Here is a 17,134-nt window from a genome sequence, read left to right as displayed (position 1 = left end):
AGAGGGCGCTTCGCTTCGAGGGCGCTTCGCTTCGAGGGCGCTTCGCTTCGAGGGCGCTTCGCTTCGAGGGCGCTTCGCTTCGAGGGCGCTTCGCTTCGAGGGCGCTTCGCTTCGAGGGCGCTTCGCTTCGAGGGCGCTTAGCTTCGGGGATGCTACGCTTCTAGGTCGCTTACGCTTTGAGGCCGCTACCTTCGAGAGAAGATTAAACGCTTTTTCTCGTAGGGCGAAGCCCGTCCTAGGAGGCGCTTTTTGCCGAACTCGTAGGCGTTCTTGAGCCGTCCTCCAGCGACGAAGTCGCGTTCCTTCTTTCTAAGAACTATCTTATTTGTATTTAGTACTCTGTTTGCTATTGACTTAGACCAGAGTTTCTCTAATATGGATGTATAGACGTCCAAACGTCTAAACGAATTTATTTATTGAAGATAGACGAGTCGTAGAGGGAATAGAAATGGGTTTTCATCATGCACAACATGCTACATCGCTAAACCAGAGCTTAGCTGAGCTGAATGGCGATATTAACGTTTCTTTTGAGTTCTTCCCTCCTGCAACTCCAGAGATGGAAAAAATACTCTGGAACTCCATTCGTCGCCTCGAACCGCTTAATCCTAAGTTTGTCTCTGTGACTTACGGTGCGAACTCTGGCGTGCGTGACCGTACCCATGGCGTGATTGAGCGTATCCAGAAGGAGACAGATTTAGTTGCAGCGCCTCACCTGACTCTGGTCGATGCCAGTGATGAAGAGCTCAAGGAGCTTGCCAAGCATTATTGGAATTCAGGTATCAGGGATATCGTTGCTCTGCGTGGTGATCTGCCTGAGGGCAGCCCTAAGCCTACTCGTTTTGCCAATGACTTAGTACGATTACTGCGTTCTGTCGCCGACTTTGATATCTCCGTTGCAGCCTATCCAGAAGTTCATCCCGATGCGCTTAATGCTCAGGCTGACTTGATTAACCTGAAGAAGAAGATCGATGCCGGCGCCAATCGTGCCATCACCCAGTTTTTCTTCGACGTCGAGTCCTACCTGCGTTTCCGTGACCGTTGTGTTGCGGCCGGAATTGATGTTGAAATCGTCCCGGGTATTTTACCAGTAACTAACTTTAAACAACTTAAGCGCTTTGCGGGCATGACCAATGTGTCGATTCCCGGTTGGTTACATAAACAGTTTGAAGGCTTGGATGATGACCCGACGACTCGTCAGATGGTAGGGGCCAACGTAGCTATCGACATGGTTAAAGTCCTGTCCCGTGAAGGCGTGAAAGACTTCCATTTCTACACCCTGAACCGCGCCGAACTCACTTATGCCATCTGCCATACCTTGGGTGTTCGCCCAGGGAAGTAATACTGAGTTATAAGCAGTAAGTGTAGGAGCGGCTTTAGCCGCGAAGGCTCAGAAGGTTAAAGCTACGAGCCATGTGAGTTGAGAGTTGAGAGCTATGCCCTGCCTTATCGGTGGGGCATTTTTGTATTCCGAGGGCAAAATTTACTCCTGACTAACTTAAATGGTGAGCTTAAGCTATGACGAGGAGTGATCTGTCTCCGATGAGTCTGTCCCGATCCATTACAAATTTCTTCGATGAATGGTAATGTGTGTAAAGAGCCTGTTGCTTCTTTATTATGCAGTCTTGGATGTGCGGAAAAGTGCTGAATTGATGCGGCTGTTTTCCAACATTCTTTAAATCTATGGATAAGTTAAGGAAGAATTTAAGGATGAATTTGATGAAGTTTTTAGTGACATTTTTTTTACTGTTATCTCTGTCTGCATGTAATGGAATAAGGTTGAATACGACCCCGAGTGTCGATGAGGCCTTGAGAACCTATAAAGTTGAAGAGTACTCCATCGCTGAAATTCAGCGATATAAAGCCGAATCGCTTGGTAAGGTCGTCTCCTCCTATTGCAAGACCAGGCCGACTGAACCTAAACCTACTGAGTCGCTTCTTCTTGGCGAGCTTAAATATAAGACTCAGAGGCTGGGCGGAAATGGCGTGGTGATCATGGAGTGTGTCGATCATCGTCTCAATAACGGTTGCAATGATTATCTGGAGTGCAGAGCCTTAGCCTATCGTGTCGATTTCGATAGCTTGTAAGCTGGTATTAATAGGTCGCTTATGAATATCTAAATCAGGCCGTCATTTTTAAATGCCTTCTCACCAGATACACTAAGTCGTTAGACGTTTTAGAATTTATTCACAATGTGGCTTGTTTAGAGGACGGTTCACTTTCGGTGTTTTTCAAGCTAGTTGGCACTCTTTGCTCAGACATGGTGTCACCTTGTATGATGGGGTGAATCACCCAGCAGATGAGAAATAATACCAGTTTCAATAAATATGTTGTTAATTCAGAGTCACTCAGATTTTTCAATTCAAAGCGCATTGATGAAAGAATGGTTGTTCCCTTGTAAGTCAATGCAATGCAGAAGTGGGATGTCTGAGAGCCTCCCTAAGGGCGGGTTTTAAAACCCTGCATGCTACGTTGAATGCTTTTGATATAGAATAACTATTAGCTTCAATCATCCGCCTTGCCTTCAGCGCTTTAAACTCCCGCTGAATGAACAGAGATTCAATGAAATTGGTATATAAGAGATAATAGTGATGACTCAACCGAAAAATAAGTCCGATATTTGCCCCCTTTGCCAACGACAAAATGGCTGTGCCGTCATTGAGGGAAAGGAACTCAAAGATTGCTGGTGTAATCACACCACTTTTCCACCCAAAAAAGTTGTCGAAGAGGGGACTCTCGATCTCAAGGCATGCATCTGTCAGAGTTGTATCGCTAAACTAAGAGAGGAAGCTGAACTAGGGCTGAAGAGGGTAGATTGACACAAGAAAATGAGAGTGCTCATCCAGTCTCAATCGGTCTCACCCAGTCGGTGATCAGTTTAGAACTTATTTTAGAACTTATTTTAGAACTCGATTTCAAACCATAAATACTCACGATGCGAGTGTCTCCCCCCTCCCCAGAAAAAAGAATGGTGTAATTTGACTGCCCCTAGTGTATTAGGGTCTTGGTGTATCAGGTCTATATTTACTATGCTTGGATCTATTTTCTTAATTGAGTGTTTAATCGGTGAATGCGAGGTGAACTGTGGGCCAAATGATTCGGTTGACTCTGATACTTCTCATCCTCGCTATGTGGGTAACAGGCTGTCATCTCGAGAATGGAGCAGCGCAATCCGGTGGGACATATAGTATGGAGTCAGTGGAGGAGGTGACAGATCCCCTATCTGTTATTGCCATTTTTGCCCATCCGGATGATGAGACCTGGATATCTGGAACCTTAGCCAAATTGGCCGATCATGGCGTTAAAGTCTTCCCTGTATACGCAACTTCCGGAGATGCCGGGAGCGACCGTTCAGGGCTGGAGGCATCGGGCTCTGAGTTAGCGCTGATTCGAGAGCAGGAAGCTATTGCCGCCTCTCAAATATTAGGCCTTCAGTCGCCGATGTTTTTACGCTTCCCCGATGGCAAGCTCAATCAATATCGTCAAGAGGTTGTTAAACAGCTCAACGCTATACTCGAACAGAAAAAGCCTCTCGCTATTCTCACATTTGCAGAGGGAGGTATAACGGGAAATAACGATCATAGAGCTATTAGTACCCTAACAACTGAATCCTTTTCTCTTAATTTGGTCTATTTTGCAATATCTAACACGAGGGCAAACCAACTTTCAAATACCGCTAGTGAATTTGGAATCGATTACCTGGTTGAGGAGCCAGTAGAAAATGGTGCTATTAGTTTGAGGGTAGATGTTTCTGGTTACGCCGACAAGAGAGCAAAAGCTATGGCAGAGTATTCAACTCAGTTTCCAATAGAAATGATAAATGCATTTGGAAAGTATGTAGAAACTGTGTCGATTGAAGAGCTGATCATAGTAAAAAACAACAGTGTTATTAATGCATTGCTCTGTTACTTAGAAAGTGAGAAGTGCTAGCGATTGCTCCATCACTGAATAGGAGGGGTTAGCCTCCTATTCGGCGCTAAAATTATTATTTCTCAGTAAAAAAACTCGGGTTTATGGTCGCCACCTTATGGTTTCCAGACCCCAGTCATTTAGCAGCACATCTCTGATCCGCTCACGATCTGATTCGGTACTACATCCCCAGAGTTTTGAGCAGGTTCTTCCCGCAATTTTTGAACCTGTGCCACTCGATGTATCGGGTATAGATTTGTTTAACCTGGCAATCTCAGCATCGAAATATTCCGTGTATTCAGGTGCAGTGATGACAATGGTTTCCATTTCATTTATTGGAGGATTAGAGCCGGGAGCTGAAGTGACCTTAATATCAGACTCAATTAAGCTGAATAGCACTGTTAATTCTAAAGATGCTGTTTTGGGAGAGTTTTTTAGTCTTTTTGCAAACTTAATTGTCTCGTAATTATTCAGTTTGTAAGCTGCGGATAACCATTTATCAGCTTGAGGTATGTCCTGAGGAATGAATCTACCATCGAGGTAGATCTTTCCAAGTACGAAGCATGCTGGTGAAAAATCATATTTAGTGGCTTTTTTTATTAGACTTACTCCTTTCTCTACATCTTGGAAATCTGAATCCTGCAAGTAGAGTACGCCTGCTTTATATTGCGCAGAAGTGATGCCATATTTTGCTGCTCTTCTAAACCATTTAAGTGCTTGTTCAGTATTTTTTTCAGTGCCATAACCTGCGTAGTACAACTCTCCAAGAGTTGCCATAGCTTCTGAGTGCCCTCTTCTGGTGAGTATTCTATAGGCTGTGAAGTACTCTTTGCACTCAGCCGTATCACAAGCTTGCAAGTGGTTCGATGCCCTAGCCGTGCCGGGGGTGTAACCTGCGATTAAAAATACAATTATCGCCATCCAATAGATGAATCCTTTCATGTTTAATCCTTACTTTTAAACATTTTCTTAACATGTATGTTCTATCAGTTATTTTATTTGATTGCAAATTGAACTGTTATCATAGCTTGCGAAGAATAGCTAATAATGTGTTTACGATTAATGTCGCTGAATAGATTGGAGTCAACGATGTTGACTTTATGTTTTAGAAGGGAAAATTTTTACATGAAACAGTGATGTAGATACCTTGTCATATAACTGGGTATTCACCTCCTCATCCATTTGTTTTGAATTAATTTGCCAAAAAGACTCTGAGTAGAGTACTTACTTATACCGATTGGTATAAGTCGGAGCAGGACTGACTGATTTACTTTATACACGCCAGACGTCTTGAAAGGTTACAAACCTTGGTGCTCAAACCATGTCTATACAGTAAGGACGTGGCCTTCTCAGTTTGTAATTGTTCTTTATTACTCAAGAAGACTATCTTGTGCTTGTTATAGGCAGTGATGCTAAGCTTGCCGAGCTACCTCTGTTTTTGTTTGATGCTTGTATCTGCTAACCCTGCTTAAAGACCTTGCAAAGATGCGATAAAGGCTCAAAGGCTCAATATAGAGAATCGATTGAGATACAAAACATCAAGATAGAGACACAAATATATTTTCAGAATATTTGCTCTGAAATTAGCGTCATATGAGTTTGGGAAACGCTTTTTTGAAAATTCGTTTCTATTTTATCACTGTTTCTAATATGAAAGTTCTACAGCTTTCTTCGTACATAGTTGATGCTCAAGCCAGTTCAATGCTTTTTGGGTTCCAATGTTAGCTCCCGAAAAAAGTTGGATATTAAGCTGATCGACCTGTCTCATTTCCGCGAATTGCGGCGGGAGCTTGGCATCGGCTTCATCATAATAAACCACCGCCGTAGCCTTTAGGTTTTCTTGTGATCCCATGCATAGCAGTGTTTCATAGGAATAGCAGTAATTATTTTGTTTATTAATGAGTAGGGCAAAGTCGTGATTGAATACCGTACTCATATATTCATCGAACTCGCCCAGCATCTCGAGTGTGACCTCAACATTTGGCTCTATGGTTATCTGAGCAATATTGTTAGTTAAAAGTTCGACTGAACAGCCAAAACTGAACTTATGCATAATATCTTCCTGTTAGTTATTTTAATTATTTTAGCGCCCTTTAAACGTAGAACAGGTTTAGTGAAGCTGCAAAAAATAAGAATCAATTGGTCGTTTTAAAATGACAATAGCATGAAAATGTAAAGCCAGTGATAATTATTACATGAAATATTGTTTACTATGTCTTTACATTCAGTATGTTAGTTGAGTGGTGGGTATGTTTTTACATTCAGTACGTTAGTTGATTGGCGGGTATGGTTTTCTGCTCCGCTTGGGTCGTGAGTCTTATATCGATTGCTATTAGATGTGTGATTTTCATTCTGGACTTATTCTATTAAGAGGTGCCTCTATTTTTGAGTGTGTGTATGGAAACCTTTGATGCTGTGGTGATTGGTGCGGGGGCCGTTGGCCTGGCTGTCGCTGCAAGGCTAAGCAGGACCTTCAATAGTGTCTTGCTTATCGATAAAAACAGCTCATTCGGTCAGGAGACCAGCAGTCGAAATAGTGAAGTTATTCATGCCGGGATCTACTACCCCCATGGAAGCCTAAAGGCAAAGCTGTGTGTTTCTGGCAGGCATGAATTGTACGAGTATTGCAAACGCAGGAAGATACCATTTAAGCCTATTGGCAAGCTCATACTTGCTCAAAACCTGACTCAGGAAATGTATCTTGAGGAGCTGAACCTGAAGGCATGCGCTAATGGGGTCGATGATCTCACCAGGCTTTCTCGAAGACAGTTAGCTCAAGTTTCTCCACAATTGAGCGGTTCAGCAGCATTATTATCCCCGTCGACCGGAATCATCGATAGTCACGCCTATATGGCTAGCCTGCTGGCCGAAGCAGAACAAAATGGGACGATACTGGCAAGCAGAACTGAATTTATCGCCGCCGAGCCCACGGACAAAGGCTTCAACATCACCCTGAGTGTGGATGGAGAGGCCATGGTTTTGCACAGTCGGTACTTGATTAACTGTGCCGGTTTATATTGCTCTGAGGCCGCCAAACGAATAGAGGAGATGGAAGAGGGGCTGATCCCCGAGCTCTATTGGTGTCGCGGTCATTATTTCTCTTATCATGGGCTCTCGCCATTTGATCGCCTGGTGTATCCCGTACCCGAGAAGGAGGGAGCCGGACTCGGGATACATGCCACTCTAGATATGGGTGGTCAGTTGAAGTTTGGCCCGGATACTCAATACTTAGATTCTTGCACTGTGCCTGATTATGCAGTCTCTCCAGAGTTGAAAAGCAAGTTTGTAGAGTCTATAAAACGTTACTTTCCAGCTGTCGATCCCAATAAATTACAGCCAAGCTACTCTGGTATTCGTCCAAAGTTACAGGGGCCCGGAGATAGCTTTCGGGATTTTCAGATCCAGGGAGAAGACGAACATGGGTTAAACGGGCTCGTAAATCTATATGGTATAGAGTCTCCCGGACTCACGGCCAGTCTGGCTATCGCCCGGTATGTGGCAGATAAGTTTATCATTGACTGAGCGCCAGTCTGACAGGCTTTACGTAAGTGGAAGATATTTAGATTTACGATTTATTCAAATTAGAAACATCATAATGTACTAAATTTAGGAGTATCAGGATAAAACTGAGATTTCTTACGGACAAGATATTGATGGTTACTTACGAATAATTTGAGGTTTAGTATGCGTAATATCAGTATCGATTTGTATAAGCTGATAAGTTCCAGCTTACTGTTTCTGCTGTTTTCGACATTAGTCACCGTTGGCTTTGTTGTTACCGTAACGGGGGGAGTTAACCACCTTTTTCAATTAGATGTTCACCTGTCCGGAATAGAGATGGCAATCTCTTTGGCTATGTTTGTTAGTCTTCCCTTTCTTTTTGGTCGATTTTGCTATTACTTTTACTTGATGGTGAAGAGGGGACGGAGGTTTGGTATCACGGTTTTTTGTTATCAGAATTTATTTAACCCATTTAATTTCCTGCTGTTTCCCAGCCTGCTAAATACTTATGGACACGAGTCAAGAAGGCGTTGCCTGGTGTCTGTTATCCTGCTAACCGGTATCTATGGCTTAGTTTTCTTTGCAGGAATTTAATCATTATTTCGCATATGTCTGTATCGCTCTGGATTGGGCAAATAACTTATCCATGATCAGCCTGAGTTGATCATGTTCATCTTCACTTAGAACCGATAGCAGTGCCTGTTCTCTTGCTAAAACCATAGGTGCTAACTCCCGATGCACCTTGAGTCCTTCCGGGGTTAATTTTAATAAAGAAGAACGTTTATCACTCCTATCTTCTACCTTTAAAATCAATGCTTTATTAGTCATTTTGGCTATGGCGCGACTGGTTTGCATCTTTTCGAGATTAATGAGCCCGCCTATACACTTTGCCGACAGCGCCTTGCCTGTTCCGAGTACGGCGACGATTCGCCATTCATGTCGTGTAAGTTCGAAGTGACCCGTATAGATCTCGGCAATAGTATCGCTCACACTCGATTGCAGTTGTGTTAGTTGATAAGGAAAGAAGTTATCCATATCCAAACTAACTTCGAGGTTCTGCCGAGACTTTATGCTGTCTACAGCCATAAAAGGGTCATCCTGCACTGAATTAGGTTCTCGATTATATGCCAGACAGTGGCTTAGCTCCAAACTGGTGTGAGGTCTTACTCAATGGTTATCTTAAGCTTATGAACCTGACGGTCGTTGAGGATATATTGACCTATAGGATGAACAGGAGTAATGTGGTAACACTTGTTACTACATTCGTTAAGGGTTAGATTCGGTATGATTAATATTGAGCAGATACATCATGTGGCTTATCGCTGTAACGATGCTAAAGAGACGGTCGAGTTCTATAAAGATAAACTCAATATGGAGTTTCTGGTTGCCATTGCCGAAGATAAAGTGCCTTCAACGCAAGAGCCCGATCCCTATATGCATCTGTTTCTGGACGCGGGTAATGGCAATATTTTAGCCTTCTTCGAGCTGCCGAACTCTCCGAAGATGGACCGGGACAGAAATACACCAGAGTGGGTACAACATATTGCATTCAGAGTTAAAGACCGCGATGCACTTGTAGAAGCCAAAGCTGAGCTGGAGTCTAAGGGGGTAGATGTACTCGGTATTACCAAACACGGCATCATAGAGTCTATCTACTTCTTCGATCCCAGCGGTCATAGATTAGAGCTGACCTGTGTTACCGGTACCCCTGGTCAATTCGCAGAGTTGAAGAAGGTGGGACCTGCCATGTTGGAAGAGTGGTCAAGAACTAAGAAAGCACCTAAGCACGCAGCCTGGTTACATGAAGAGCAATTCAGTGGAAAGTAATACAGATTAGTAAAAGCATAAAAAAAGGAGCCTTAGGCTCCTTTTTATTTACTCTGTCACTTAGTTAAAAGTGTATCGGTAATTGATTACTCGCCATCTTTCGATGGGTTACCTTTACGGTGTGGCTTTCTGTCACCCGATGGACGACGGTCGCCAGAAGGCTTACGTGGACGACGTGGAGGACGGCTATCGCCACCTGCAGGTAGTTCGGCACCTTCTGCTTCACGGATATTCAAAGGTCTGCCACAAACACGTACTTTCTTAAGGTGTTGTAGAACATCTTTTGGCATTCCGTCAGGAAGGTCAATTGCTGTTACTTGGTCGAATAACTGGATTTGACCAATGTAACGGCTATCGATGTTTGCTTCGTTTGCAACAGCGCCTACGATGTTACCCACACCAACACCGTTGTCACGACCTACATCTATGATGTAACGGCACATCTTAACGTCTGGATTGTCTTTAAGTGAGTCTGCTTTACCCAAGTTACTTGGTGTTGGGCGAGACTCACGACGTGGACGATCACCGCGATCACGCGAGCCACGTTCGTTACGATCACGCGAGTTGCGATCATCACGACTGTCACGCTGACGTTCGTGAATTGATGGTAACTGTAGCGGACGGTCTTTCTGCACTTGTTGTAACAATGCAGCGGCTAGGATGTCGGTATCGACTTCCAGTTGCTGACAAAGTTGAGCTACGGCGCCCTTCATGAAATCTAAAGAGTCTTTAGCGATAATCTCAGAAACTTGCTCACCTAAGCGGGATAGACGACGCTCGGTCACTGTCTCTGGGCTAGGGACATCCATTGGTGAGATACGGCTCTTAGTTGCACGTTCGATAGTGCGTAACATACGCATCTCTCTGTGTGTAACGAAAAGGATCGCCATACCTGTACGACCAGCACGACCAGTACGGCCGATACGGTGAACGTAAGCTTCAGTGTCATATGGGATATCGTAGTTAACTACGTGTCCGATACGCTCAACATCGAGACCACGGGCCGCAACGTCAGTTGCGATGATGATATCTAGTTTGCCACGCTTAAGTTGGTCAACGGCACGTTCACGCGCTTGTTGGTTCATATCACCGTGAAGTGGAGATGAAGCGTAACCGCGAGCTTCTAACTTCTCGGCTAACTCAACACAGCTGTTACGGGTACGAACGAAGATGATAATACCTTCGGTCTTCTCAACTTCTAAAACACGTACCAGTGCTTCAAGTTTATTGTGTTGTGAAACCTGTACAAAACGCTGTTCAATAGTTTCAACAGTCGTTGTTGTCGCAGCAATTTTAACGTGTACAGGTTGGTCTAAGTATTTGTTAGCAACACGCTTAATTTGCTCAGGCATAGTTGCCGAGAATAGCGCAAGTTGACGTTGCTTAGGTGTATGCTCAAGGATCCATTCGATATCATCGATGAAGCCCATTTTTAGCATCTCATCGGCTTCATCGAGTACCATTGCTTTTAGCGACTCTAACTTAAGAGTGCCGCGACGCATGTGGTCCATAACTCGGCCTGGAGTACCGACAATGATTTGTGGTCCACGACGCAAAGCATTTAATTGCTGATGCATGCTCTGTCCGCCGTAAATAGGCAGAACGTGTAGACCCTTCATAAATTTTGCATAGCTACCAAAAGCTTCTGCGACCTGCACTGCAAGTTCACGTGTTGGTGCCAATACCAAAATTTGTGGAGAATTAGTATTTGGGTCGATGCTGTTTAGTAGAGGCAGTGCGAAAGCACCTGTTTTACCTGTACCAGTTTGTGCCTGACCTAAAATATCTTTTCCGGCCATGAGAGGATCGATACTCGCAGCCTGGATTGGAGTTGGTTTTTCGTAGCCGAGCTCGTCAAGAGCACGCAACAAAGGCTCGGCAAGACCGAGTTCGCGGAAAGTTTGTTCATTGGATGACATGGGTTGTAGCCTTGTGGAATAGCGAGCACAATAAATGTGCTTGGGTTTATAGACAGAAAATCAACCCCGTGTCGACTTCCCGCACCGAAAATTCATCAGTAAGCCAGTTATTATAGCAGGGTGCAATTGGTATTACCAATTAACATTGGCATTTTCAGCCAGTAACTAGCTAAAACTTCGTGAAAATGCACTAACATCAGTCATTTGCATTGTTGAAAAAATAATTGTTTGTTGAGGTTATGGCGTGTTTTGTAGCAGTAAACTGTTAATTATCAGCAGTTGATAGGCTGATTCAGTCACAGCTGCCAGAAATTTAAGATCTATTTTTTCTGTAGTGTCTGTAGGGGCGTGGTAGTCCCTATGTGGAGGCACTCCAAAGTAGAGCCAGGGTATCTGAGCTTTATGTAAAGGGTAATGATCTGATGCCCTGAGCCAGTCGACGCGCTTCAGGTCCCGCCCAAGCCTTCCGGGGTGGTTAGCCTTGATACATAGACCATTTTCAGCGGTGATCTGTTGTCGGATCTGGTTAAAGTTTTTAAAACCAGCTTTCCCTTCAAGGTAAATAGCGTAGGGTCTACCCGGCCTGCCGACCATATCCATATTGATTGCCAGATCTATCTGCTCACTGTTGGGAGTTGAAGCCGGGTTATTCAACCGCTCAACCAGTGCATAGCCACCGAAGAGTCCTGGTTCCTCGGCATCTGTCGCCACGAACATTAAGTTTGCTCTCTCTGCACTATCGTCTCCACTGTGGGGCAACCTTGCACTTTGGGCTGCGATTTGCAGCATTGCGGCCACTCCCGATGCATTATCATCTGCGCCGGGGTGAACTCTGCCTGCCTTTTTCCCTAAGTGATCATAATGGGCGATAACGATTCGCCATCGGTGACTTCCTGTTGGGGATCTGAGTATTCCAACTAGATTTACCCCCTGACGCTGGCTGAATTGGTAATCGTAGGTAAAGGGAATGGCATAGTCGGCAATGTCACCGGACTTGGGCGAAACCGACCAAGGGGTGAGGCCTATCTGTGCAAATCGCTGGGAGATATACTCTCGACTCAGTTTGGCGCCCTTGGTTCCGGTTTTACGTCCTTGAAGTGCCGGGGAGGTGAGTTGGCTGATATCACTCTTCAGAACCGTGGTGTTGGCCCATTCGGGTGTCACTCCAGCCCTGCATGAGGAGTTGTCGATAGCACAGCCGGAAATCAGCATGAAAAACACAAAGGTTAACAGGAGATGAGTCATCCTGTTTATCCAGTGTAAGCTATTCTCTTTGGGGAGAGCCGGACATCTCTTCGATACCATAGCTTCAATTTTTGAAATGGCCATAGAGACAAGCTAGCAGTTGAACTGAAGGAATGATAGAAGAGAATGATAAGAGAGCGGAGTCCGGCCGGGTATGCCGGACTCCGATATTATCAATTTAGTGGAATATCTCTACTTCTCTAACAGAGGCTTAAGGAAGCGAGCCGTGTGAGACGCTTCATGTTCCGCTACCTGCTCTGGCGTACCGGTAACCAGAATAGTTCCGCCTCCCGAGCCCCCTTCAGGACCCAGATCGATAATCCAGTCGGCAGTCTTGATGACATCTAAGTTATGTTCGATGACTACGATCGTGTTGCCGTGGGCCTTCAGTCTATGTAGTACGTCTAACAAGAGCTGAATATCGGCGAAGTGCAAGCCCGTCGTTGGTTCATCGAGAATATAGAGGGTCTGGCCGGTATCACGCTTTGACAGTTCCTTAGCTAATTTGACTCGTTGAGCCTCACCGCCGGATAAGGTGGTCGCACTCTGTCCAAGGCTGATATAGGAGAGGCCAACTTCAATCAGGGTTTGCAGTTTACGGGCGATGGCCGGAACGGCATCGAAGAAGGGACGTGCTTCTTCTACGGTCATAGAGAGCACCTCGTGGATACTCTTACCCTTGTATTTAACCTCTAAGGTTTCGCGGTTATAGCGCTTACTCTTACAGCTGTCACATGGCACGTAGACATCGGGCAGGAAGTGCATCTCTACCTTAATGAGTCCATCACCCTGACAGGCTTCACAGCGTCCTCCTTTCACATTGAAAGAGAAACGACCCGGCTTGTAGCCGCGGGTACGGGATTCCTGAGTCGCGGCAAACAGCTCTCTTATCGGGGTGAAGATCCCCGTATAGGTTGCAGGGTTCGATCTGGGGGTTCGGCCAATGGGGCTCTGGTCTATGTCGACCACCTTATCGCAATGATCCATCCCCTTGATGCTTTTGTAAGGAGCAGGCTCATCGACGGTCGCGCCGTTGAGTTGCCTGTGGGCAATCTTGTAGAAAGTATCGTTAATCAGCGTCGACTTTCCGGAGCCGGATACTCCCGTGACACAGGTGAACAGTCCAACCGGAATAGTCAGGTCGACATCTTTAAGGTTGTTACCGCTGGCACCATAGAGTTCGATGAGTTTATTCTCATTATAAGCCACTCGTTTCTCGGTGATGTGGATCTGTTTCTTACCCGAGAGGTATTGGCCGGTAATAGAGTCTTCACAGCTGAGAATATCTTCTAACGTACCATCACTGATCACTTCGCCACCGTGGACGCCGGCACCCGGGCCAATATCGATAACATGGTCGGCCATTTTTATGGCATCTTCATCGTGTTCGACGACGATGACGGTATTCCCCAGATCCCTGAGGTGGATGAGAGTCTGTAGCAGGCGTTCATTGTCACGTTGATGCAGGCCGATGGAGGGTTCATCGAGCACATACATCACGCCGACCAGTCCTGCACCAATCTGGCTTGCGAGTCTGATACGTTGTGCCTCACCGCCGGAAAGAGTATCGGCCGAGCGTGACAGGCTCAGATAATTAAGGCCGACATTGACGAGGAAGCCTAATCTGTCGCGAACCTCTTTAAGGATCTTCTCGGCGATCTGTGCCTTTTGCCCTGTGAGTTCTAAGGTAGAGAAATAGTCCATCGCTTCGCCGATTGACCATTGGGTCAACATGGGAAGGTTCAGATCTTTGATAAAGACATTTCTCGCCTCTTCACGCAGACGTGAACCGTCGCAACTCTGACAAGACTGAGTGTTAATAAATTTGGCTAACTCTTCACGGACCGCATTAGACTCTGTCTCACGGTAACGCCTGTCCATGTTATTGAGAATACCTTCGAAAGGATGATTACGAACAACCACATCACCACGATCATTGATGTACTTAAAGGCAATACTCACGGTACCAGAGCCGTAGAGCACCAGTTTTTGAACCTCAGCACTGAGCTGCTGAAATGGTTTTTCAATATCGAACTTATAGTGTTCGGCCAGGGACGTTAGCATCTGGAAGTAATAGAAGTTGCGCCTATCCCAGCCTCGAATCGCACCGCCGGCGAGTGAGAGTTCAGAGTTCATGATCACGCGCTCTGAATCAAAGAACTGCTGTACGCCTAATCCGTCACAGGTGCCACAGGCTCCGGCCGGATTATTGAAGGAAAATATTCTTGGCTCGAGTTCAGCCATCGAGTAACCACAGTGGGGACAGGCAAAATTAGCCGAGAACAGAAGTTCTTCGCTCTGGGCTGGCTTGTCACTATCCATATTCGCGACGGTGACAATGCCGCCGGAAAGTTCGAGCGCTGTCTCGAATGACTCGGCGAGTCTTTGCTTGATGTCATCACGAACCTTAAATCGATCGACAACCACTTCGATGGTGTGTTTCACATGCAGTTCAAGCTCTGGCGGATCGGTGAGATCGCAGACCTCTCCATCGATGCGGGCACGAATAAATCCTTGTGCAGAGAGGCTGTCCAGCAGTTTTACATGTTCGCCTTTACGATTATTGACTACAGGTGCCAGCAGCATTTGCCGACTGCCTTCGGGTAGCTCAATGACTTTATCAACCATCTGGCTGATGGTTTGCGCTGCCAATGGTTGGCCATGAGTAGGACAGCGTGGTTCACCTACACGTGCAAAGAGCAAACGCAGGTAATCATAGATCTCTGTGATGGTTCCCACGGTCGAGCGTGGGTTATGAGACGTCGACTTTTGCTCGATGGATATAGCAGGACTTAAGCCTTCGATATGATCGACATCCGGCTTCTCCATCAAACTTAAAAATTGGCGCGCATAAGCCGATAGTGATTCGACGTAGCGTCGCTGACCTTCGGCATAGAGGGTGTCGAATGCCAGAGACGATTTTCCTGAGCCGGATAGGCCGGTAATTACGATTAACTTGTCTCTGGGAATTGTCAGGTTGATGTTTTTTAGATTGTGGGTGCGGGCGCCACGTACTTCAATCTTGTCCATCTTTCTCTCTGTATGCCGAATAAAAAAGAGATCGATTATCGCATAAAAATTGACTCAGGTCTCACTTATCAGCTTACCCTGTTGTGTATCCATCTCTGCCAGTGCAGAGAGCTGTAAGGCTCAGCTGATAGGAGGAGTGGCCTGTTCGGAGAACCAGCCTTTTGTTTTTAGCTGCTTATTTAATGCCTCTTTTATGATTTTCCTTTTGAGCTATTGAAATAGTTCGTATAAACTTCTCCGCTTATTTATGTATTCAGATCAGGGCGGAACATGGCCAATAACGGACTCTCAAAGACCGAGAAAAAAGTCGCGTTTTCTTTAGCCAGTGTATTTGGTTTGCGAATGATGGGCTTGTTTATGATCATGCCTGTCTTTGCACTTTACGGGCAACATTTAGAAGGCTTTTCACCTCTGTGGGTGGGTATTGCTATTGGTGCATATGGTCTCACTCAGGCCGTATTGCAGATCCCCATGGGGATCTTATCTGATAAGTTCGGCCGAAAGCCGATTATTCTGGCGGGGCTGCTGTTGTTTGCATTTGGTAGTCTGGTCGCAGCCAACGCCGATACTATCTATGGTGTGGTTGCGGGTCGTGCGATACAGGGGATGGGCGCCATCGCCGCAGCAGTGCTAGCGTTAGCAGCCGATCTGACTCGTGATGAGCAGCGCACCAAAGTGATGGCTATTATCGGTATGTGTATCGGATTCTCCTTCGCACTCTCTCTCTTAGTCGGCCCTATCGTCGCTCAACATCTCGGCTTGTCGGGGCTGTTTGCTATGACGGCAGGTTTAGCTATTCTGGGTATGCTCATCGTACAGGTACTGGTGCCTAATCCAATCTCCCAAGCCCCTAAGGGTGATACTCTCGCGACACCGGCTAAATTAAAGGCGATGGTGACGGACCCACAGCTATTCAGGCTCGACGCGGGGATCTTTATTCTGCACCTGGTGCTGACTGCGGTATTTGTGGCATTGCCACTGGATCTTGTCGATGCCGGCTTGGTTAAAGAGAAGCATTGGATGCTCTATTTTCCGGCGTTTATGGCCGCTTTCTTCCTGATGGTGCCGCTAATCATCATAGGCGTGAAGAAGAAAAATACTAAGGCGACCTTTCAGGTTGCTCTACTCATCATGATGGTGGCGCTGGGCGCGATGGCACTGTTTGCCAATAACCTTATGGTGCTCAGTATTGCGGTAGTTCTGTTTTTTACCGGATTTAACTATTTAGAAGCCTCACTACCCAGCTTGATTGCTAAGTTTTGTCCCGTGGGAGATAAAGGCTCGGCGATGGGAGTCTACTCTACCAGTCAGTTCCTGGGTGCCTTCTGTGGTGGTTTATTAGGCGGTGGTGCGTATCAGTTAGTTGGAGCCGCTGGTGTGTTCGCAGTTGCGTTACTCTTAATGGCTATCTGGTTAGTGTTGACCTTAGGTATGGAAAATCCGGTATTGCTTAAGAGCTATACCCTTGAAGCTACAGTGGAAGGTCGGGATCAAGCCAAGGCTATGGCGACCGAGTTATCTCAGCTTGCAGGTGTTGCCGAGGCAATTGTCGTGCTCGAGGAGAAAGTCGCATATTTAAAAGTTGATGAGCATTTCGATTTGAGAGAAGCCCGAGCTGTGTTAGGCTCTGTCAGTTAACTCGTATTGGTGTGAAAAAAGACCGATTTTTTCGTGGGAAGAGATCCGTCATGAGCTTAATCCTGAT

The 17,134-nt window shown here is 45.8% G+C and carries 14 protein-coding genes; 8 read left to right on the top strand and 6 right to left on the bottom strand.

What is annotated here, in order from left to right; genetic code table 11:
• The first annotated feature begins 448 nt into the window (after positions 1 to 448).
• The 4 genes from metF to EKG39_RS13410 all read left to right on the top strand — a co-directional run bounded on the left by metF (position 449) and on the right by EKG39_RS13410 (position 3,928).
• Positions 449 to 1,339 (top strand): methylenetetrahydrofolate reductase, encoded by an 891-nt coding sequence (metF, locus tag EKG39_RS13425; RefSeq protein WP_012144373.1) that lies wholly within the window; start codon positions 449 to 451, stop codon positions 1,337 to 1,339.
• A 377-nt stretch (positions 1,340 to 1,716) separates the two neighbouring features.
• The gene (locus EKG39_RS13420; RefSeq protein ID WP_246028498.1) at positions 1,717 to 2,085 is read left to right on the top strand and encodes a hypothetical protein; all 369 of its coding nucleotides are present in this window, start codon (positions 1,717 to 1,719) and stop codon (positions 2,083 to 2,085) included.
• Positions 2,086 to 2,589: 504 nt separating this feature from the next.
• Positions 2,590 to 2,817 (top strand): cysteine-rich CWC family protein, encoded by a 228-nt coding sequence (locus tag EKG39_RS13415; RefSeq protein WP_246028497.1) that lies wholly within the window; start codon positions 2,590 to 2,592, stop codon positions 2,815 to 2,817.
• A 370-nt stretch (positions 2,818 to 3,187) separates the two neighbouring features.
• A complete protein-coding gene (locus EKG39_RS13410) occupies positions 3,188 to 3,928 on the top strand; it encodes a PIG-L deacetylase family protein (RefSeq protein ID WP_246028496.1) in 741 nt (246 codons plus the stop codon).
• 81 nt (positions 3,929 to 4,009) lie between these two features.
• Here the strand turns inward: EKG39_RS13410 and EKG39_RS13405 are convergent, their stop codons facing one another.
• Positions 4,010 to 4,849 (bottom strand): tetratricopeptide repeat protein, encoded by an 840-nt coding sequence (locus tag EKG39_RS13405; protein ID WP_126506250.1) that lies wholly within the window; start codon positions 4,847 to 4,849, stop codon positions 4,010 to 4,012.
• A 703-nt stretch (positions 4,850 to 5,552) separates the two neighbouring features.
• The gene (locus tag EKG39_RS13400) at positions 5,553 to 5,960 is read right to left on the bottom strand and encodes a hypothetical protein (RefSeq protein ID WP_126506249.1); all 408 of its coding nucleotides are present in this window, start codon (positions 5,958 to 5,960) and stop codon (positions 5,553 to 5,555) included.
• Positions 5,961 to 6,304: 344 nt separating this feature from the next.
• On the opposite strand from EKG39_RS13400, the gene EKG39_RS13395 reads away from it, so the two are divergent.
• Together EKG39_RS13395 and EKG39_RS13390 are read left to right on the top strand one after the other, a co-directional pair.
• Positions 6,305 to 7,429 carry an NAD(P)/FAD-dependent oxidoreductase gene (locus EKG39_RS13395; protein ID WP_126506248.1) on the top strand — a complete coding sequence of 375 codons (1,125 nt, stop codon included), beginning with the start codon at positions 6,305 to 6,307 and terminating at the stop codon, positions 7,427 to 7,429.
• A gap of 162 nt (positions 7,430 to 7,591) precedes the next feature.
• On the top strand, positions 7,592 to 8,002 hold the full coding sequence (locus EKG39_RS13390; protein ID WP_246028495.1) for a hypothetical protein: 411 nt from the start codon (positions 7,592 to 7,594) through the stop codon (positions 8,000 to 8,002).
• A 3-nt stretch (positions 8,003 to 8,005) separates the two neighbouring features.
• Here the strand turns inward: EKG39_RS13390 and EKG39_RS13385 are convergent, their stop codons facing one another.
• Positions 8,006 to 8,494: a MarR family winged helix-turn-helix transcriptional regulator gene (locus EKG39_RS13385; RefSeq protein ID WP_126506353.1), complete on the bottom strand. Its 489-nt coding sequence runs from the start codon at positions 8,492 to 8,494 to the stop codon at positions 8,006 to 8,008.
• A gap of 198 nt (positions 8,495 to 8,692) precedes the next feature.
• Here EKG39_RS13385 and EKG39_RS13380 point away from each other — a divergent pair, with 198 nt between their 5' ends.
• On the top strand, positions 8,693 to 9,235 hold the full coding sequence (locus tag EKG39_RS13380) for a VOC family protein (protein ID WP_126506246.1): 543 nt from the start codon (positions 8,693 to 8,695) through the stop codon (positions 9,233 to 9,235).
• An 86-nt stretch (positions 9,236 to 9,321) separates the two neighbouring features.
• Here the strand turns inward: EKG39_RS13380 and EKG39_RS13375 are convergent, their stop codons facing one another.
• The 3 genes from EKG39_RS13375 to uvrA all read right to left on the bottom strand — a co-directional run bounded on the left by EKG39_RS13375 (position 9,322) and on the right by uvrA (position 15,429).
• Positions 9,322 to 11,154, bottom strand: coding sequence for a DEAD/DEAH box helicase (locus tag EKG39_RS13375; RefSeq protein WP_126506245.1), 1,833 nt, complete (start codon positions 11,152 to 11,154; stop codon positions 9,322 to 9,324).
• Between the two features lie 237 nt (positions 11,155 to 11,391).
• Positions 11,392 to 12,399 carry a M28 family peptidase gene (locus EKG39_RS13370; protein WP_246028494.1) on the bottom strand — a complete coding sequence of 336 codons (1,008 nt, stop codon included), beginning with the start codon at positions 12,397 to 12,399 and terminating at the stop codon, positions 11,392 to 11,394.
• 192 nt (positions 12,400 to 12,591) lie between these two features.
• Positions 12,592 to 15,429, bottom strand: a complete 2,838-nt coding sequence (gene uvrA / locus EKG39_RS13365) for an excinuclease ABC subunit UvrA (protein WP_126506244.1) — start codon at positions 15,427 to 15,429, stop codon at positions 12,592 to 12,594.
• A gap of 270 nt (positions 15,430 to 15,699) precedes the next feature.
• Between uvrA and EKG39_RS13360 the strand changes: the two genes are divergently transcribed.
• On the top strand, positions 15,700 to 17,067 hold the full coding sequence (locus tag EKG39_RS13360; RefSeq protein ID WP_126506243.1) for an MFS transporter: 1,368 nt from the start codon (positions 15,700 to 15,702) through the stop codon (positions 17,065 to 17,067).
• Positions 17,068 to 17,134 lie beyond the last annotated feature (67 nt).

Origin of the sequence: Shewanella atlantica, assembly GCF_003966265.1 — a bacterium.
GTDB lineage: Bacteria > Pseudomonadota > Gammaproteobacteria > Enterobacterales > Shewanellaceae > Shewanella > Shewanella atlantica.
Note: the sequence above shows the minus strand (reverse complement) of the source record. Positions and strands in the feature narration are given on the sequence as shown.